Here is an 18,999-nt window from a genome sequence, read left to right on the forward strand (position 1 = left end):
GACTAGCTCTCGAGGTCCAGGCCGACGGGGCGGATGAGGCCTTCTTGGGCGACGGATGCGACGAGGCTGCCTGCCTCGTTGTAGAGGCGGCCGGTCGCGAAACCGCGGGCTCCGGAGGCGGACGGCGACGACTGGTCGTACAGCAGCCACTCGTCGGCGCGGAACGGCCGGTGGAACCAGAGGGCGTGATCGAGCGAGGCCGGCTGGATGCGGCGGTCACCGATGACGATGCCGTGCGGGAGCAGGCTGGCGCCGAGCAGCGTCAGGTCGCTGGCGTAGGCCAGCACACACGCGTGCAGCGCTGGATCGTCGGGCAGCTTGCCGGCGGCCCTGATCCAGAACTGCCGGCCGGTGACTCCGGCCAGTCGTACGTCGAGGGCCGCCCACTCCTTGTCCCAGTCGGCCGCCGGCCGGCCGGACCGCGCCTCGAGGACGGTCGCCAGTCGCGGTGCCTCCTCCGGCGGTACGGCGTCGTCCGGCATCGGATCCTGGTGATCCAGACCGGCTTCGGGTCGCTGGAAGGACGCGGACATGTAGAAAATCGGCTTGCCGTTCTGCGACGCCACGACTCGACGGCTGCTGAACGATCCGCCGTCGCGGGTCGGCTCCGGGCGGTACACGATCGGTACGGACGTGTCGCCGGCGCGCAGGAAGTAGCCGTGCAACGAGTGCACCACACGCTCCGGGTCGACCGTTCGGCTCGCGGCGGCCAGCGCTTGTCCTAGCACCTGACCGCCGAACACCCGTTGCATCGAGGTCTGCGGCTGACGACCGCGGAACAGGTCGACGTCGATCATCTCCAGGTCGAGCAGCTCGACCAGATCCTCCAGCGACTCAGGCATGCCTCATCCTGACAGCCCCGCCCGCCGCGCAACGCCGTACCCACTGTGCAAACCGTCACGTGCGCCCAACGCCCCGTCCCCATTTGCCTGGCAGACCCATCAAATGGGGGGTTCCTGACCCTGGCTAAGGGTCACAAACCCCTCACTTGATGGGTCCACCAGGCAAATTGATGGGTCTGCCAGGCAAATCAGGGTGCTGCGGGGCGACTGCGGGGCGTTGGCGTGACGGTGCGGGGGGCGGGGGTGCGGACAGTTAGTCGTTGTCTTCGCGGTTGAGTTCGGCGAGGAACTGTTCTACTTCCGCGCCTAGTTCGTCGGCCGACGGAGTGGAGTCGGCGAGGAGGCTCTTGCGGGTGAGGGAGCCTTCGGCGGCGTCGTACTGGGTTTCGAGGGCCTTGACGACTGCGCTGGCGTCCTCGGAAGCCTCGACCTGCTCGTCGACCAGCCGGCCGGTGACGGCGGCTTCGTCGAGCAGGGCCTTGCTAGGGAGGAGCAGGCCGGTCGCGGCCGAGATCGCGTGGACGAGGGCCAGTGCGGCGCCCGGGAAGCGGTTCTCGGCCAGGTAGTGCGGCACGTGGACGGCGAAGCCCATCGCGTCCTTGCCCGCCTCGCCGAGGCGGACCTGGAGCATCGTCCCGGCGCTCGCGGGCAGCAGCATCTCGCCGTCCCAGATGTTCGAGCGGGTGACCAGCTCGGGCCGCGTCGCGTGCGCCGTCAGCCCGAGCGGCCGCGTGTGCGGAACACCCATCGGAATGCCGTGCACACCGACCGTGAGCGTCACGTTGTAGAGCTCGTTGAGCTGCCGGATCGCCCCGGCGAACCGGTCCCAGTGGTTGTCCGGCTCCGCGCCCTCGAGCAGCAGGAAGTCGACGCCCGCGTCGTCGGTCACCAGGTGCAGGCTGAGGTGCGGCGGGGTGTAGTCGGTGAACCGGTCCTCGGCGAACGTCACCTCGGGCCGCCGGGCCCGGTAGTCGTGCAGCAGGTCGACGTCGAATCGCGCGAGCAGCCGGTGGTCCAGCACCTCGAGCAGGTGGTCCGCGGTCACGCGGCCGGCCTGGCCGGCGTCCATGAACCCGTCCAGCGAGTGCACCAGGACCTTCGGCGTCGCCGCCGGGCCGGTCGCCACCGACTCGTCGACGATCTCGTAGAGGTCGTCCGGTCGCAGCATCGTCGTCTCCTTCGCAACTTCTTCCAACAGACTGACAGGCAGTTCTACCTTTCCCAACGCCGCGATGTCGCGGAGTAATTCCGAGCCTGGGGAAGTTGCCGGAAAGATTCAGGATGTTCCAAGACTCGGCGGTCGGCGAGACAGCGGCGGAAAGCGCTTGCTAGGTTATCGTCGTGAGCCCTGAGCCGAACTCCGCCCTGACCGTCATGCTGGCGATGAACGACGCCAGCCGGGACCGCGTCCTCGTACCGCGGGTCCGGCAGCGCCTCGAGGCGGTCGCCACTGTGCTGCCGGTCGGACCCGGGTCCAGTTTTCTCGCGGATCCCGCCGTACGGGCGGCTCTCCCGGACGTCGACGTACTGCTCACCGGGTGGGGCTGCCCGCGGATCGGGCCGGACGTTCTGGAGGCGGCGCCGAAGCTGCAGGCGATCCTGCACGCGGCCGGCTCGGTCAAGGCGATCGTCGATCCGGCGGCGTTCGACCGCGGGATCCAGGTCTCGTCGGCGGCCACGGCGAACGCGCAGCCGGTCGCCGAGTTCACGGTCGCGGCGATCGTGCTGGCCGGGAAGCGGGCCTTCCGGCTCGCGGCGCAGTACCGGCTGGAGCGGCACAAGGCCGATCCCCACGGGATGCCGGGCAGCTACGGTACGACGGTCGGCCTGTTGGGGGCGTCGCGGATCGCGAAGATGGTCGCGGAGCGGCTGCGCGGGTTCGACCTCGAAGTGCTGATCAGCGACCCGTACCTGACCACGGACGAGGCCGCGGCGCTCGACGCGGAGCTGGTCGACAACGACACGCTCTTCCGCCGCAGTGACATCCTCAGCGTGCACGCGCCGCTGCTCCCGGAGACGGTCGGCCTGGTGGACGCGCGGCTGCTCGGGTTGCTGAAGGACGGCTCGTCGCTGATCAACACGGCCCGCGGCAAGATCATCGATTCCGAGGCGCTGATCCGCGAATGCGTGACCGGCCGGATCGACGCGATCCTCGACGTCACCGACCCCGAGCCGCTGCCGCCGGACTCGCCGCTGCTCGACCTGCCGAACGTCTTCGTCACGCCGCACGTCGCCGGTGCGGTCGGCAACGAGATCGCCCGCCTCGGCGAGCTCGCGGTCAGCGAACTCGAACGCCTCGCCGCCGGCCGGGCCCTCGAACACGCCATCAGCCCCTCCGAAATCGGGAGACTCGCATGACCCGTTTGATCCTGCCGGACACCGACCGTGAGCTGTCGCGTCAGACCGGATGGGTGCGGGCGCACTGGGAGGCGCTTGCGGACCATCTGCTCGACTCGCTCGTTCCGTACTTCTCCCCCGGCGCATCCCTGGTCGAGCTCCCGGGCCGGCCGAGCCGGTCGGGTACGGCGTCCGATGCGCTGGAGGGGTTCGCACGGTCGTTCATGCTCGCTGCGTTCCGGATCGCCGGCGTTCAGGGCAAGGGCTGCGAGGAACTGATCGAGCGGTACGCGCGGGGCGTCGCGAACGGCGCCAACCCGGACCACCGCGAGGCGTGGCTGCGGCTCACCCCGAGATCGCAGCAGATGGTCGAGGCCGCGGCGATCGCGGTGTCGCTGCACGAGACCCGCGAATGGATCTGGGACCGCCTCGACACGCGGGCGCAGGAGCACGTCGCGGAGTGGCTCGGCGGCTTCAACGGGTCGACGACCCACGACAACAACTGGCGGCTGTTCCAGGTCGTCAGCGAGCAGTTCCTCGCCTCGGTCGGAGCGCCGTACTCGCAGGACGACATCGACGGCGGCCTCGACCGGATCGAGGACTGGTACGTCGGCAACGGCTGGTACTCCGACGGCGACGGGCAGAACTTCGACAACTACATCGGCTGGGCGATGCACCTGTACCCGGGCCTGTGGGCGCGGATGGCCGCCGTGACGCCGGGAGCGCAGTACGAGGACCGGCTCAAGCTCTACAAGGAGCGGATCAAGCTCTTCCTCGAGGACGCCGTACACCTCGTCGGGAACGACGGTGCACCGATCTACCAGGGGCGGTCGCTGACCTACCGGATGGCGGCCGCGGCGCCGTACTGGATGGGCGCGATCCTCGACTCGACACCGTTGACGCCGGGTGAGACGCGGCGGCTGTGCTCAGGGATCGCGCGGCATTTCGTGCAGCACGGGGTGCCGGACGAGCGTGGGGTCCTGACGCTCGGGTGGTACGACACGTTCCTGCCGACGACGCAGCAGTACTCCGGTCCCGGTTCGCCGTACTGGGCCTCGAAGGGTTTCGTCGGGCTGATCCTGCCTCCGGAGCACCCGGTCTGGGCAGACCCGGAGGACTCGATTCCGCTGGACGACGCGGACCAACTCCGAGCGATGCCTGAGCCGGGGTGGATCGTGCACGCGAGCCGCCACGACCAGGTGGTGCAGCTGGTGAACCATGGGGCGGACCACGCGCCGGTGGCCGAGCCGCAGGGCGTCGAGCCGGCGGGCGATGCCCACTACAACCGGCTGGCGTACGCGAACCACGCGGGCCCGGACCTGTCGGATCACGAGCCGCACGTCGACAACCTGATCTCGCTGGTCTCCCCCGAGGGTCTGGCCAGCGGGCGCGGGCGGATCCGGCGGCTCAGCGTGGACGGCAGTACGGCGTCCTCGTGGCACAACGCCTGGCTCGGCGACGAAGGACCGTGGGCGATCGAGATCACGTCGGTGGTGCACAGCGGCTGGGAGATCCGGTGCGCCCTGGTCGAAGGTCCTTCCGGAGCGCTGGTGCGAAGCGGCGGATTCGCGGTCGCGGGCGATTCTTTGCCGGAGGCAACGGTCAGTGAAAAGGCCGCCTCCACACGGAATGCAGACAGGTTGGTGTCGGCGGTGGTCGGCCTGCACGGGTACGACGAAGCGGGCGTGCATCGTGGGCTCGGAGTGAACCCGTACGGCGCGCACTCGGCGACGCCGTACCTGACGGCACCGCATCACGGGGAGCCGTTGGTGCTCGTGAACGCCGTACTGCTGACCCGCGACGCGCTCCGGCCGGAGGCGCTTGCCGAGGGCATCGATGTCGCCGTCGACGGTACGACGGTGCGGATCAGCCTGCCCGGAGGCGGTACCGAGGTGGTCGAACTGGGACGGAAACGCGCCGGTTAGGTCAGGCTCGCCAAGGGTGTGCATTCGGCGGGCGGCCGTTAGATTGACGGAATGAGCACGTACGAGAAACTCCTGCAGGAACAGATCCGTAACGAATTCACGGCCGCTCAGCAGTACGTGGCAGTCGCTGTCTGGTTCGACGACCAGGACCTGCCGCAGCTGGCCGCGCACTTCTACAAGCAGTCACTGGAAGAGCGCAACCACGCGATGATGATGGTCCAGTACCTGCTCGACAAGGACATCCGGCCGCACATCCCGTCGGTCGGCGAGGTCGAGAACGACTTCAAGACCGCGCTGGAGCCGCTGGAGCTCGCGCTGGCGCAGGAGATCACGGTCACCAAGCAGATCGAGATGCTCGCGCGCACAGCCCGTGACGAGAGCGACTACATCGGCGAGCAGTTCATGCAGTGGTTCCTCAAGGAGCAGGTCGAGGAGGTCGCCGCCATGAAGACTCTGGTCAACGTCGCCAAGCGCGCCGGCGACAACCTGTTCCACCTCGAGGACTACCTGGCCCGCGAGACCGTCGGCGACGCCGGCACCGACCCCACGGCCCCGACCGCCGCGGGCGGAACGGTCTGACCTACCAGCTGCCGCCGCCACCTCCACCTCCACCGCCGCCGGAGGAGCCGCCGCTGAAACCGGACGAGCTGCCGCCGCCACCGCCGGAGCTGGACGGTGTGGGCGGCGGGCTGAAGGTGTTCGCGACGGTCGCGCCGACCGCGCCCGCGGTCCAGCCGGAGGTGTAGTAGGACGGGCCGGAGTACCAATACGGGTCGGGCGGGATGCGACCTGCGGCGACGAGCTGCTCGCACACCTTCTGCCACCGGTCCGCAAGACCGAAAGCGATGGCCCAGGGCAAGTACTTCGAGAAGATGTCCTCGCCCTCCTCGAAGCGCAGCTGGTCCGCCTCGGCCGTGGCGAGGTACTTACGGAAGCCGATCAGCTGGTCGGCCACCGCGCGTCCGGCCGGGTTCCGTTGCCCGCGGCCCCGGATCGCGATCCAGGTGCCGATGGCAACGATGACCGCGATCACCGGGACCGCGACGACGACCGCCCGGCCCAACCCGCCGGTGGCGGCGCTGACCACGGTGCCCATCAGTCCGGCGCCGACGACCCAGATCCCGATCATCGCCGTACAGGCGCAGCCGAAGCCGTTCTTGAACGCCGAGCCGCCGCCGGCCCGCGGCATCCGCAGGTACCACTCGCGAGCCCTCACCTGGTCACGGAGTGCCTTGATCATCTCGTTGTGCGCGTTCCGCATGGTGTTGTCACCCACTGCTCCGCGCTCCAGTTGCACCTCCATGCCTGGCTGCAGTCCCGGGTACAGGCCGAGCATCAGTGCCTGTTCGTGGGGTGCGGTCGCGGCCGCCGGATTCAGCAGCACCGCCTTCTGCGACGATCCGTCGTTGTCGATCCGTACGCCGCCGCGCACCGCCAGGTCGATCAGCGTCGCGGCGGTCTCGGTCGTGTTCGCCTTCGCGTCGATCAGCAGACCGCCCTCGGCGACCGGGATCCGCGGCGGCGCGAACGCCACCGGGATCTGGTCCTCGGTGAGGTCGTCCTTCACCGGCTGCGCGGCGATCCCGTCCGGCGGGAACGCTCCCGGCGGCATCCCGGCGTACCGCTGGTCCTTGTTGCCGAACTTCGCGTAGAGCGCGGCGAGCACGATGGCGGCCACGGTCGCGAAACCGGAGCCGATCAGCGACGGCCGGGACACCCCGTTGCGCTCCAGCCAGCTCGGCGGGTCGACCAGGATCGGGGTGTCGTTCTGGACGGCGCCGGCGGTGATCCCGGCGACGATCGTCATCCCCTCGCCGCGGGCGAGGTTGGTGCCGCCGAAGACACCCTGGTCACCGCTGACCGTGCTCGTGCACTGCTGCGTCGAGCCGGCCTGTCCCTGGAAGCAGTCCGTCTTCTGCACCCCGCCCGGCACGGTGACGCTGATGTCGACCTGCTTGATGTCCGCACTCCACGCGGTGCCGGTGGCGTCCCAGTACAGCTCGCTGTGGTCGTCGAAGTGCCGCAGCGCGCCACGTACGTCGTACTTGATGACGTACGTCGCCTCGTACCCGGAGATCGTCTCGTCGGCCGAGCCGATCTTGATCTGCAGGTCCTTGTAACGGCCCTTGTTCGATTCGAACGTCTTCTCGGTGAACTCGTCCGGGGCACCCGAGGGCGACGAGACCTTGATGTTCGAGACCTGGTACACCTGGTCCTTGGAGTCGTCGTCCTTGTAGGGCTCACGGGTGACCAGGTCGCGGTAGATCCCGTGCCGGCCGGTGCTCCCGAACGTGTAGTCGATCGTCTCCGTGACGTGCAGCACCCCGTCCGCGGAGACGTTGTAGTCGATCTTGAAGTTCTTGATCTCGTCCCCGGCGTCCGCCGTACCCGCGCTCGCCGGTACGGCGAAACCGGCCAGCGCCAGGACGGCGACCAACGTACTGATGACGACCCCGAGTGCCCTGGAGCGTGTCTCCCGGTCCCACGCCGTAGCGAGCCGAGTGCCGCGCAGTAGGCGTGGGATCGGGAGACGCGCTCTAAGCATGCCGCGACCCTACCGACGGCCAGGGTCCTGGGTTGTATGCCCGACACGAATCCGCGAGCTGAGGGGCCTTGTGCGAAGTGTCGGTTAGGGGAATCGTGGGTGGACCAGGAGGAACGTCATGGCAGACAAGGCGAACACTTCCCAAGGCACCGGAGCCGCGCCCGCTGTGGACAGCCCGGCAGCCATCCGCAACGTGGTCCTGGTCGGCCCTTCGGGCTCCGGCAAGACCACCCTCGTCGAGGCCCTGCTGGTGGCCTCCGGAGTCCTGAACAGACCCGGCACCGTCCTGGACGGAACCACGGTGTGCGACTTCGACGACGCCGAGATCCGGCAGCAGCGTTCGGTCGGCCTGTCGCTCGCCTCGCTGCCGCACGACGGCGGCCAGGGGAAGGTCAAGATCAACCTGATCGACACGCCCGGGTACGCCGACTTCGTCGGTGAACTGCGGGCCGGGCTCCGCGCCGCCGACTGCGCGCTGTTCGTGATCTCGGCGAGCGAGGGCGTCGACGAGCCGACCCGGACGGTCTGGCAGGAGTGCGACCAGGTGGGGATGCCGCGCGCGGTCGTGATCACCAAGCTCGACCATGCCCGCGCGAACCACCAGAACGCGCTGTCCACGGCGCAGGCCGCGTTCGGCGACAAGGTGCTGCCGCTCTACCTGCCCGCTGGTGACGGGCTGATCGGGTTGCTCTCCCAGTCGTACTTCGAGTACGCCGGCGGCAAACGTTCGGTCGCGGCGCCGGACCCGTCGTACGCCGGCCAGATCGAGGAACTGCGCGGCACGCTGATCGAGGGCATCATCGAGGAGTCCGAGGACGAATCGTTGATGGACCGGTACCTCGGCGGCGAGGAGATCGACCAGAAGGTGCTGATCGACGACCTCGAGCGCGCGGTCGCGCGCGGCTCGTTCTTCCCGGTGATCCCGGTCTGCAGCGCTTCCGGGGTCGGCACGCTGGAGCTGCTCGAGGTGATCACCAGCGGTTTCCCGTCGCCGCTCGAGCACAAGCTCCCGGACGTCTTCACCCCGCACGGGGTCGCCCGCCAGGGTCTCACGTGCGACACCGCCGGACCGCTGCTCGCCGAGGTGGTGAAGACGACGTCGGACCCGTACGTCGGGAGGGTCAGCCTGGTGCGGGTGTTCTCCGGCACCATCAGGCCCGACGCGACGGTTCACGTGTCGGGCCATTTCACGTCCTTCTTCGGTGATCACGACGGCGCGTCGCACGGGCACGAGGACCACGACGAGGACGAGCGGATCGGCTCGCTGTCGTTCCCGCTCGGCAAGACGCAGCGCCCGGCTGGGCAGGTGATCGCGGGTGACCTGTGCGCGATCGGCCGACTGACCCGCGCGGAGACCGGTGACACGCTCTCCGACAAGGCGGATCCGCTACTGCTGCGGCCGTGGAACATGCCGGAGCCGTTGCTGCCGATCGCGGTCCAGGCGCACGCCAAGACCGACGAGGACAAGCTCGGCGCCGGGCTGCAGCGGCTGGCGGCCGAGGATCCGACGCTGCGGATCGAGCAGAACCCGGAGACCCACCAGATCGTGCTGTGGTGCATGGGCGAGGCGCACTCGGACGTCGTACTGGACGCGCTGTCGAACCGGTACGGCGTGACCGTGGACACCGTCGAGCTACGGGTGCCGCTGCGGGAGACGTTCGGCGGGCCGGCCAAGGGCCACGGGCGGCACGTGAAGCAGTCCGGCGGGCACGGTCAGTACGCCGTCTGTGACATCGAGGTCGAGCCGCTGCCGGGCGGGTCGGGGTTCGAGTTCGTCGACAAGGTGGTCGGCGGTGCGGTGCCGCGGCAGTTCATCCCGAGCGTCGAGAAGGGCATCCGGGCGCAGATGGAGAAGGGCGTCGGGGCCGGGTACCCGATGGTCGACATCCGGGTCACGTTGCGCGACGGGAAGGCGCACAGCGTGGACTCGTCCGACATGGCGTTCCAGATGGCCGGCGGGCTGGCGCTCCGCGAGGCCGCGGCCGCCACCAAGGTCGCGATGCTGGAGCCGGTGGACCTGGTGTCGGTGCTGGTGCCCGACGATCTCGTCGGCGCGGTGATGAGCGACCTGTCCGGGCGTCGCGGAAGGCTGCTCGGGACCGACAAGGTCGGCGAGAACAGGACGCTGGTGAAGGCCGAAGTACCGCAGGTGGAGATCACCCGCTACTCCATCGACCTCCGCTCGCTGTCCCACGGCTCGGCGTCGTTCACCCGCGAGTTCGCCCGCTACGAGCCGATGCCGGAGTCGATCGCGTCCAAACTGAAGTGAGTCAGGTGCTGTCTGGTGATCCAGACAGCACCTAACTGAGGCGGCGGCGTACGTCGCGGGACTTGAGGTACGCCGCCACGTCGTCGTACCGCTCGCTCTGGTTGGCGAACTCGATGTACGAGCGGACGCGGTGCAGCCAGTCGAGCGTCGACGGCTTCACCGCGGTCAGCGCGTCGGTGAGGTGCCGCATCGCGAGCGGCGGCTCGCCACCGCTCGACAGCGCCTCGTCGATCACCTTGTCGACGCCGCGCTCGATCAGCGCGCGCAGGTCGGCGCCGCTGAACATCGCGGTCTGCCCGGCCAGTGCCTTCAGGTCGAGGCCGTCGGCCGGGACGTCCTTGGTCAGCACGGACAGGATGTCGGCGCGGGCCGGCTCGTCCGGCGGCGGCACGAAGATCACCCGGTCGAATCGGCCGGGGCGGAGCATCGCCTCGTCGACGTCCCACGGCGCGTTGGTCGCGGCGAGCACCAGCAGGCCCTCGTTCTCGGAGCCGATCGCGTCCAGCTCCTGCAGCAGTACGTCGACCAGCCGACGCGCCTCGGACCCTCCGTGCTTGTGCCGTGCGAACGCCAGCGCGTCCAGCTCGTCGAGGAACAGCACGCACGGCGAGTTGGCGCGGGCACGCTCGAACGCGGCGTGCAGGTTGCGCTCGGAGACCCCGAGGTACGGGTCCATCACGTCCTCGATCCGGACGTTGACGAACGGCAGTCCGCACTCTCCCGCAGTCGCTCGCGCCAGCAGCGTCTTGCCGCAGCCGGGTGGGCCGTACAGCATCACGCCGCCGCCGGACTTCCGCCCGTACTTCTCGTACAGCTCCGGCCGGCTCAGCGGGAGGATCACCATCCGGTGGATGACCCGCTTGATCTCCTCCATCCCCCCGACCTGGTCGAAGGTGGTGGTCTCCTTGGGCGTGTCCGGGATCAGCGGATCCTGCTCGTCCTCCGGCCCGACCTTGATCCGTACGCCGCTGCGCTCGGCGATCATGCCGTCGACGAGCTGCTGCAGCCGCCCGGTCCCCTCGACCACGCCGCGCTGACGAGCCGCTTCGAGCAGGTTCCGCAGCAGTGCCAGCCGCCCGTTCGCAGCGGCCAGCTCACCGACCGGCACGAACTGGTCATCGGGTAGCCCGTGCTGATCCAGCAGTACGACGTACTGGTCGAGCGCCTCCTCGACCTCACCGGCTGCCGCGAGCGACTCCGCAAGGACGAGCCGCAGCAGTACGTCGTCCGGCGCCGCGTCGACCGCCTTACGCAACGCCTCGATCCGCTCGCCGGTCATGGGGCCTCCTGCCCTGGACTGAGGAGCGGAGGGAGCGAAGCGACCGGAGCGACGAGGGAAGGGCAGGAGTAACAGCCCCATGACCCCCGCGCCGGAGGCGCGGCATTCAACACAGTCATGATCCCCATTTCCTGTTGATCCAGCGGCGGACCAGCGGGGGGACCACCCAGGAGTAGACGCAGAAGCCCAGCCAGACCATGGCGAACGCGAACGACAGCGGCGCGAGCCCGGCCGCGCGGAGGCCGTAGATGACCGCGACCGCTCCGATCCAGACGACCAACGGATTGATGCGGGCGAACGGGCGCAGCGGAACCATCAGCGGATGGTTGAACAGCTTCGCCTCGCGGGCGGCGGCCCGCAGATCGGCGTCACCCGGTTGCGAGGCGGCGGCCGACCGCAGCGAGTTGTATCCGGCTCGCGAGTCGCCGGTCAGCATCGACGCCGTACCGTGCAACGCCCGCGCGTTCGGGTCCTCCGGGTCGTACGACAAGGCTTCGGTGCTGTGCCGGTGCATGTCGCGGTCCTTGCCGAGCGCGAACGCCACCTGCGCACGGGCCGCCGAGACCGCCACGCTCTCCGGCGCGTGCGACGCCGCACGCTCGACCAGGGCACTCGCCTTCTCGGCCTGCCCAGCCGCCAAACAGACGTGGGCGTACCCGAGCAACAGATCCGGATCGTTCGGATCGAGGCTCAGGCCCTGCAGGAACGCGGCCTCGGCCTCAGGCAGACGGCCCTCCGAACGCAGCGCGGACCCGAGAACGTGGAGCATCGCGGGGAACGGGCCGTGCTGGGCAAGGCCGTCCCGCAGTACGTCGACCGCCTCGGCGTCCCGCTGCAACGCGTGCAGGGCGGCGCCGCGGAACAGGTACGCCCGGTAGTCCAACGCTGCATCACCGGACAGCCCCTGCAGCTCGTCGAGCACGCGCTCGGGGCGGGCGATCTGCAGCCAGTGCGCGGCCATCCGCAGCCGTGCCTCACTCGGTTCGTTCACAGCACCACCGTCACCAGGAAGAGGATCAACGCCTCGGCGATCGCGCCGCCGATCGTCACCGCGATTCCCCAGCCCCACAGGGATCCGTAGTCCGCGCCCCGCAACTGGAACGCGCGGTCCATCGGACGTTGCAGCCGCAGTTGAACCAGGCAGCACAGTACGGCGACCACGCGGATGCTCACCCGGAGACCCGACGTGACGCCGGCGTCGTCGTACAGCAGGACGAACACGCCGATCACCGCGAGCAGGCCGACCAGCCCGGTCAGCAGGATCAGCCGGCGCTTCGCGGCGTCGACACCGAGCCGGCCCGCGTTGAGGAAGGCCACGGCCGTGGACGCGAGCACGCCGCCGAAGAACGCGACGTACGTCTGGGACAGCAAGCGCCACGGGCGCGCCGACATGTCCAGGCCGGCGCCGACGGTCGGGCGCAGGAGTTCGTCCGGCATCGGGCTCCAGGTGCAGATGGGCAGTGCAAATGGGCAATGCAAATGGGCAGGGTTCGGCTCGCGCAGTGTATAGCCTGGGCCGATGAGCGAGAACTGCATCTTCTGCGGGATCGTGGCCGGCACCATCCCCTCCACGCGGGTCGCCGAGACCGACCGGGCGATCGCGTTCATGGACATCAACCCCGGCACGACCGGACACCTGCTCGTGGTGCCGCGCGAACACTCGACCGATCTGCGCGAGGCCGCTCCCGAGGACCTCACCGCCGCGACCCTGCTCGCCCAGTCGCTGATCTCCCGGGTGATCGACCGCCTGGACGCCGACGGCGCCAACCTGCTGAGCTGCATCGGCGCCGAGGCGTGGCAGTCCGTCTTCCACACCCACCTGCACGTCATCCCCCGCTACAAGGACGATCCCCTCCAGCTCCCCTGGCACCCGACTCCCGGAGACCTGGAGGAGATCAACGCAACAGCCGCCAAACTCACCTGAGCCTCATAGCCCGGAGAAGAACTCGCGAAGGTCCTGGACGAGCAGGTCCGGCGCATCCTGGGTGGCCCAGTGGCTGCCGCGGTCGAACTCGTGCCAGGAAACGATGTTCGCGTGGTCCCGCTCGGCGAACCGGCGGAGCGGACGGAAGTCGAACGCGAAGCTGGCCAGCGCGGTCGGCGTGGTCGTCGGCTCCTTCGGATGCTCGGCGTGCTTGTCCTCGTAGTAGAACCGCGCCGACGACGCACCGGTGTTCGTCAGCCAGTAGATCGTCGCGTTGGTCAGGACGTGCTCGTCGGAGCAGGAACTGAGCAGCTGGGCGATCCACGCGAGCTGACCGGTCGGCGAGTCTGCCACCGCGTGAGCGATGTTCTGCGGAGCCTGCTCCTGCAGCTTCGCGTACGCGCCCAGGTTCTCGTTGAAGAACTGCAGGAACTGAAGGTACCCCTGCTCCTCCTCGGTGAGGTTCTCCAACTCCGCCGGGTCCCCGCTCGGGAACGAGAACAGCTGGGTCACGTGGACGCCGAGGACGTGCTCCGGGTCGACACGTCCGACCTCCGGGGACACGTAGGACCCGCCGTCGTTGCCGTGGGCGCCGTACCGCTCGTAACCGAGCCGGCGCATCAACTCCGCCCAGGCGGCGGCCACCCGGTACCTGTTCCAGCCGCGGTCCTTGGTAGGGCCGGAGAAGCCGAAGCCGGGAACCGACGGGATGACCAGGTGGAACGCCTGCTCGCCGTTCTGCGGGTTGGTCAGCGGCTCGATCAGGTCGACGTACTCCAGCGACGTGTTCGGCCAGCCGTGAGTGAGGATCAGCGGGATCGCGTCCGGGTCGGCGGACCGGACGTGGAAGAAGTGGACGTTCTGCCCATCGATCTCGGTGACGTACTGCGGGTAGGAATTCAGCCGCTCCTCCCATTTCCGCCAGTCGTACGACGTCAGCCACTGGCCGGCGAGCCGCCGTACGTAGGACAGCGGTACGCCGTACTCCCACTCGGGCGGTAGCGGCCCGGTCTGGACGGCGTCCGTGTAGTCGATGTCGAGCTCGTTCGCCCACCGGGTGCGGGTGAGGCGGTCGCGCAGGTCGTCCAGGTCCGCCTGCGGAATGTCGATGCGGAAGGGCCGGATCTCGATGTTGTTCGTCATGTCCTTCACGCTAGAAGCCCATTAGGCGGGTTAGCTTCCTAATTGCATGCGAGACTTTCGGACATGATCGAGACCTCGGCTCGGCTGCTGAAGCTGCTCACGTTGTTGCAGTCGCCGCGCGACTGGACCGGTGCCGAGCTGGCCGAGAAATTGCAGGTCAGCGCCCGGACGGTGCGCAGCGACGTCGAGCGGCTGCGGTCGCTCGGCTATCCGGTGGACGCCACCCGTGGATCCGTGGGTGGTTACCGGCTGGGGGCGGGAGCTGCGCTGCCGCCGTTGCTGCTGGACGACGACGAAGCCGTGGCGGTGACGATCGGGCTCCGGAAGGCCGCCGGCGTCGCCGGAGTGGAGGAAATCTCGCTACGGGCGCTGAGCAAGCTGGAGCAGGTGCTGCCGTCGCGACTGCGTCGGCGAGTCAACACTCTCGCCGGATACACAGTGCAGGTGCCGCCGGACGAGGTGGGTCCGCAGGTCGATCCGGAGCTGCTGACGCAGCTGACCGGGCTCTGCCGGGACCGGGAGCAGCTGCGGTTCGACTACCTTGCACATGACGGTTCGGAGTCGCTCCGGCGGGTCGAACCGCACCGGCTGGTCAACTGGGGCCGGCGCTGGTACCTCGTCGCGTTCGACCTGGAGCGCCGAGACTGGCGGACGTTCCGGGTCGATCGGGTGCGGCCGCGGATCCCGACCGGTCCGCGGTTCGCTCCGCGCGAGCTGCCCGAGGACGGTGACGTGGCGGCGTACGTGTCCCGGCGGGTGTCCGCCGCGGCCTGGCGGTACCGGGCGTCCGTGGAGGTCGCCGTACCTGCGCCGGTGCTTGTGGAACAGCTGACGCCTGCCGTCGGAGTCGTCGAGCCGATCGACGAGGAGCGGTGTCTGCTGCGGACAGGGGCCGACAGCGTCCAGAATCTCGCTCTGCATCTCGGCCTGCTCGACGCGGACTTCGTCGTACTCGACGGTCCTCCGGAGCTGACGGCGTACGTGGCGCGGCTGGCCGAGCGCTACCGGCGCGCTACGAGTTCGTAGACCGAGAGCAGGTCTGGCAGCAGGACGGACCAGTCGTACTTCGGTGCGGCGGCCAGTCCGACGGAGCGGAGACGCTCGCGCTCATCGGGTCGACGTAGTAGCCGGAGTGCACGGGCCGCCAGCTCGCCGGCGTTACCGGGCTCGAACAGCTCGCCCAGCTGACCGCCCTCCAGTACGTGCCGGAACGCGGGCAGGTCACTCGCCAGCACCGGTGCACCCGCCGCCATCGCCTCCAGCAACACGATGCCGAAGCTCTCGCCCCCGAGATGCGGGGCGACGTAGACGTCCGAGCCCGCCAGCATGTCCGCCCGAGCCTCGTCGTCGATCGCGCCCAGGAACAGCACGTTGTCTTGATACCGCGACGGCAGCGTCTGGTCGGCTTGCCCTGATCCGGCGACCAGGACCTTCAACCGTGGACGCTCGGCAATCAGCGCCGGTACGGCGTCCAGCAGCACGCCGAGGCCCTTGCGCGGCTCGTCCAACCGGCCCAGGAAGCTGATCGTGCCGTCCTCGCCCATCCATTCAGGGCGCGGGCTGCCCTTGAACCGGGCGGTGTAGAGACCGTTCGGGATCACGACAGCCTCGCCGCCGATGTGCTGGACCATCATCGAGCGCGCGTTCTCGGAGACCGCGATCCGGGCGTCGATCTTCTCCAGCGCCGGCCGGAGCAGGCTGGACGCCACGCTCATCGCCCGGGACCGGACCTGCCAGGTGTGGAAGGTGGCGACGAACGGGCCGTCGGCGGACCACAGCGCGATGATCGACGCGCTCGGCGTGGTCGGCTCGTGGACGTGGACGACGTCGAAGTCCCCGTCGGCGAGCCAGCTCTTCACGCGCGCCGCCGTCCGCGGACCGAACGTCACGCGGGCGACCGACCCGTTGTACGGCACGCCGATGGCCCGTCCGGACGAGACGACGTACGGCGGGATCGCGCTGTCCGAGGACTCGTCGACCGGGGCCAGGACCGACACCTCGTGGCCGAGCGACAGCAGCGCCTCGGCGAGGTCGCGGACGTGGTTCTGCACTCCGCCGGGCGTGCCCAGCGAGTACGGGCAGACCACGCCGATCCTCACGGCTCAATTCTCACCCGTCGAGGAAGATCCGCTGCAGCATGTGCCAATCCTGCGGGTGCTCGGCGATCCCGAGCGCGAAGGCGTCGGCGCAGCGCTGGGTCATCGCCGCCGCGCCCCCCTCGGGATCGACCACGTCGTGGAAGGTGATGACGAGCTCCGGGCCGTCGTAGTGCAGCGTCGCCGGGATCAGCGGTGCGCCGGTCTTCAGACTCAAGGCGGCCGGTCCGGCCGGCATCCGCGACGGCCGGCCGAAGAACGTAACCGGGACACCGCGCTCGGACAGGTCTCGGTCGGCGACCAGGCACACGAATCCCCCGGCCCGCAAACGGTCCGCGAGTACGCCGGTGACGTCGTCGTCACCGCCCGTCAGCGGAAGCACCTCCATGCCGAGCTTCTTCCGGTACGCGATGAAGCGGTCGAACAGCGACTCCGGCTGCAGGCGTTCCGCGACCGTCGACACCGGCATCCCGGTCAGTCCGGCCCAGGCGCCCGCGTGGTCGTAGTTCGCCAGGTGTGGCAGCGCGCAGATCACGCCCTGCCCTGCGGCGTAGGCGTCCCGCAGCACCTTCTCGTTCACCGTCCGGACCCGGCCGACGATCTCCTCGTCGGACCACTCGGGCAGGCGGAACGCCTCCTGCCAGTAGCGCAGGTACGACCGCATCCCGGCGTGCGTGAGCTCGTCGATCTGGGCCTCGCCTGCTTCCGGACGTACGGCGGCCAGGTTGCCGCGCAATCGCCGTACGCCGCGGCCGTTGCGGCAGAACGTGCGGTCCGCGGCGAGCTGGAACAGCCACGTGACCGTCCGCTCGGGCAGGCGTCGTACCAGGGTCCAGGCGAGCGCGAAGGCCAGGTCTACGACCCGGTGCCGGACCCGTTCCATCAGGCCTTGGGGTCCGGCGGCGTGTCGAGGCCCGCGTTGGACGGGTCGGCCAGGACCTGCTTGCGCACCGAGAGCGACCGCTGGACAACGGTGATCGTGCTCGCCGCGGCGACGTACCAGATCACGATCTCCAGCAGGATCGGCAAGTTGAACACGTCGGAGAAGAACGCGAGGACCAGCGTGAACACCAGGCGGTCAGCGCGTTCGGCGAGGCCACCGCTCGCCTTCAGCCCGAGGCTTTCCGCCTTGGCCCGCGCGTACGACGTGACCGCGCCCATCACCAGCGCCCACAGCGTCACGGCCGCCATCAGCGTCGAGTCGCCGGCGTGCGAGTTCGCGTAGAACATCACCAGGCCGCCGTAGACCGCGCCGTCGGCGATCCGGTCCAGCGTCGAGTCGAGGAACGAGCCCCACTTCGACGACGTACCCGACGTCCGGGCCATGTGGCCGTCGATCAGATCCGAGAACACGAAACAGGTGATGACCACCGTGCCGAGCCACAGCTGGCCGCGCGGGAAGAAGATCAGCGCTCCGGCGGACACACCGATGGTGCCCACCAGCGTGACCACGTCGGCGCTCACACCGAGCTTGAGCAGGAGGGTGGCGATCGGCGTGATCACCTTGGTCCAGAACTGCCGGAATCTGTTAAGCATGGCGACGCGATCGTAGTTCACCAGGGTCACAGCCAGGTGACGCGGCACGGGTTTCGGCCTGCGTCGGGCCCCCGCACGGAGGATGCTGGGGGTGAGGAGGTGACCGGCATGGCTCGCAGGCAGCTCGCGCGCGGGCTCGTCCTCCTGCTCGCGGCGAGTGGTTGCGCCGCCGGTTGCTCCGTCGCGCAGCGCGCCAACGGCACTGCGCCGGCGCCCGTGCCGCCCTCGGTGGTCATCCCGACCGTCATCGCTCCCCCACAGCCCGAGGGACTCGACGGTACGTCGGCGGCGCCCGGGCCACAGGTGTGTACGGCGATCACGCGCCCGCTGACCGCGAAGTTCCGCGGCCCGGTCACGGCCAAGCCGGGCGCCTGGAACGACGGCGGACTTCCGGCGATGGACCTCTGCACCCTGCTGCTCGGAGACCGGCCGGTCACGATCGGCGTGAGCGCGCTGCCGATCCAGCCGGACACGCTCAGCCGGCTCGTGGAGAATCCCGGGGCGGTCGAGTCGCTGCCGGAGCTCGGGCCGGAAGCAACCATCAGCGAGTCACGGATCGTCTTCCGGGTCGCAGACCGTGCGGTGCGGATCAGCCCGGCCGGCGGCATCGACCGCGATCCCGCGGACGGGATCGAGAAGGCGCGCGCGATCGCGATCGCGCTGGCCGCGCGGGACGCCGTACCCCGCACCCTGCGGCCGGCCCGGCAGTCGGACCAGACGTGTCAGCTGTCGACCGCGGCGGCCGAGCGGTTCATCCAGCTGCAGGTGCAACTGCGGCGGGACTACCGGGTGAAAGGAGCGCTCACCTGCATCTGGGGAACGTACGACGCGACCGTCTCGATCGTGGAGGCGTTCGACCAGGCCACGATCCCGGAGGCGCAGCAGGTCCCGCCGCCACGGTTCGCGCCGATCGGGCAGCCCGGGTACTACCTCCCCGAGGCCGGCGAACTCGTCTTCCGCCAGGGCCGCCGGGTCGTCCGCGTCACCGCGCTGACGAACCCACCGCGCGAGGTCACCCTGGCCACGCTCACCAACCTGGTCGACCCGATGCTCCCACTCTTCTTGCGCTGAATCTTCTTGCGCTGAATCTTCTGGCGCTGAAC

17 protein-coding genes are annotated in these 18,999 nt (G+C 69.4%); 7 read left to right on the top strand and 10 right to left on the bottom strand.

Going from position 1 to position 18,999, the window contains the following annotated elements:
• Positions 1–2: 2 nt before the first annotated feature.
• Entirely contained in the window at positions 3–842 is an 840-nt protein-coding gene (locus tag EV137_RS03735; protein WP_134126560.1) for an acyl-CoA thioesterase, read from the bottom strand.
• 253 nt (positions 843–1,095) lie between these two features.
• On the bottom strand, positions 1,096–2,010 hold the full coding sequence (locus EV137_RS03740) for a proteasome assembly chaperone family protein (protein ID WP_133788382.1): 915 nt from the start codon (positions 2,008–2,010) through the stop codon (positions 1,096–1,098).
• A 173-nt stretch (positions 2,011–2,183) separates the two neighbouring features.
• On the opposite strand from EV137_RS03740, the gene EV137_RS03745 reads away from it, so the two are divergent.
• From EV137_RS03745 to EV137_RS03755, 3 genes are read left to right on the top strand one after another with little or no spacing between them, the layout of a single operon-like run.
• A complete protein-coding gene (locus tag EV137_RS03745; protein ID WP_238175072.1) occupies positions 2,184–3,200 on the top strand; it encodes a hydroxyacid dehydrogenase in 1,017 nt (338 codons plus the stop codon).
• Positions 3,197–5,104 carry a DUF2264 domain-containing protein gene (locus tag EV137_RS03750; RefSeq protein ID WP_134126562.1) on the top strand — a complete coding sequence of 636 codons (1,908 nt, stop codon included), beginning with the start codon at positions 3,197–3,199 and terminating at the stop codon, positions 5,102–5,104. Before EV137_RS03745 ends, EV137_RS03750 begins: the two co-directional genes overlap by 4 nt.
• Before the next feature lie 51 nt (positions 5,105–5,155).
• Positions 5,156–5,683: a ferritin gene (locus EV137_RS03755; protein WP_134009752.1), complete on the top strand. Its 528-nt coding sequence runs from the start codon at positions 5,156–5,158 to the stop codon at positions 5,681–5,683.
• Between the two features lies 1 nt (position 5,684).
• On the opposite strand, the gene EV137_RS03760 is transcribed toward EV137_RS03755, so the two are convergent.
• On the bottom strand, positions 5,685–7,649 hold the full coding sequence (locus EV137_RS03760) for a DUF2207 domain-containing protein (protein ID WP_134126564.1): 1,965 nt from the start codon (positions 7,647–7,649) through the stop codon (positions 5,685–5,687).
• 118 nt (positions 7,650–7,767) lie between these two features.
• On the opposite strand from EV137_RS03760, the gene EV137_RS03765 reads away from it, so the two are divergent.
• Positions 7,768–9,918, top strand: a complete 2,151-nt coding sequence (locus EV137_RS03765) for an elongation factor G-like protein EF-G2 (protein ID WP_134009748.1) — start codon at positions 7,768–7,770, stop codon at positions 9,916–9,918.
• A gap of 31 nt (positions 9,919–9,949) precedes the next feature.
• Here the strand turns inward: EV137_RS03765 and EV137_RS03770 are convergent, their stop codons facing one another.
• The 3 genes from EV137_RS03770 to EV137_RS03780 form a co-directional block, all read right to left on the bottom strand.
• Positions 9,950–11,197 (bottom strand): tetratricopeptide repeat protein, encoded by a 1,248-nt coding sequence (locus EV137_RS03770; protein WP_134126566.1) that lies wholly within the window; start codon positions 11,195–11,197, stop codon positions 9,950–9,952.
• A 115-nt stretch (positions 11,198–11,312) separates the two neighbouring features.
• The gene (locus EV137_RS03775; protein WP_134009744.1) at positions 11,313–12,188 is read right to left on the bottom strand and encodes a tetratricopeptide repeat protein; all 876 of its coding nucleotides are present in this window, start codon (positions 12,186–12,188) and stop codon (positions 11,313–11,315) included.
• Complete coding sequence (locus EV137_RS03780; RefSeq protein ID WP_134009742.1) at positions 12,185–12,634, bottom strand: hypothetical protein; 450 nt, start codon at positions 12,632–12,634, stop codon at positions 12,185–12,187. Before EV137_RS03780 ends, EV137_RS03775 begins: the two co-directional genes overlap by 4 nt.
• A gap of 82 nt (positions 12,635–12,716) precedes the next feature.
• On the opposite strand from EV137_RS03780, the gene EV137_RS03785 reads away from it, so the two are divergent.
• Entirely contained in the window at positions 12,717–13,121 is a 405-nt protein-coding gene (locus EV137_RS03785) for an HIT family protein (protein ID WP_134009740.1), read from the top strand.
• A gap of 3 nt (positions 13,122–13,124) precedes the next feature.
• Here EV137_RS03785 and EV137_RS03790 read toward each other — a convergent pair whose 3' ends face one another.
• A complete protein-coding gene (locus tag EV137_RS03790) occupies positions 13,125–14,264 on the bottom strand; it encodes an epoxide hydrolase family protein (protein ID WP_134009738.1) in 1,140 nt (379 codons plus the stop codon).
• Positions 14,265–14,327: 63 nt separating this feature from the next.
• On the opposite strand from EV137_RS03790, the gene EV137_RS03795 reads away from it, so the two are divergent.
• Positions 14,328–15,290, top strand: a complete 963-nt coding sequence (locus EV137_RS03795; protein ID WP_134126568.1) for a helix-turn-helix transcriptional regulator — start codon at positions 14,328–14,330, stop codon at positions 15,288–15,290.
• Here the strand turns inward: EV137_RS03795 and EV137_RS03800 are convergent.
• From EV137_RS03800 to pgsA, 3 genes are read right to left on the bottom strand one after another with little or no spacing between them, the layout of a single operon-like run.
• Entirely contained in the window at positions 15,266–16,363 is a 1,098-nt protein-coding gene (locus tag EV137_RS03800) for a glycosyltransferase family 4 protein (RefSeq protein ID WP_134126570.1), read from the bottom strand. The two genes, EV137_RS03795 and EV137_RS03800, sit on opposite strands and share 25 nt — an antisense overlap.
• A 10-nt stretch (positions 16,364–16,373) precedes the next feature.
• Positions 16,374–17,243 (bottom strand): phosphatidylinositol mannoside acyltransferase, encoded by an 870-nt coding sequence (locus tag EV137_RS03805; RefSeq protein ID WP_134126572.1) that lies wholly within the window; start codon positions 17,241–17,243, stop codon positions 16,374–16,376.
• Positions 17,243–17,896, bottom strand: coding sequence for a phosphatidylinositol phosphate synthase (pgsA, locus tag EV137_RS03810; RefSeq protein WP_134126574.1), 654 nt, complete (start codon positions 17,894–17,896; stop codon positions 17,243–17,245). Before pgsA ends, EV137_RS03805 begins: the two co-directional genes overlap by 1 nt.
• Positions 17,897–18,004: 108 nt before the next feature.
• Here pgsA and EV137_RS03815 point away from each other — a divergent pair, with 108 nt between their 5' ends.
• The gene (locus EV137_RS03815; protein ID WP_238175073.1) at positions 18,005–18,967 is read left to right on the top strand and encodes a hypothetical protein; all 963 of its coding nucleotides are present in this window, start codon (positions 18,005–18,007) and stop codon (positions 18,965–18,967) included.
• The last annotated feature ends 32 nt before the right edge of the window (positions 18,968–18,999 follow it).

The sequence above is a fragment of the Kribbella pratensis genome, from assembly GCF_004366075.1.
Taxonomy (GTDB): domain Bacteria; phylum Actinomycetota; class Actinomycetes; order Propionibacteriales; family Kribbellaceae; genus Kribbella; species Kribbella pratensis.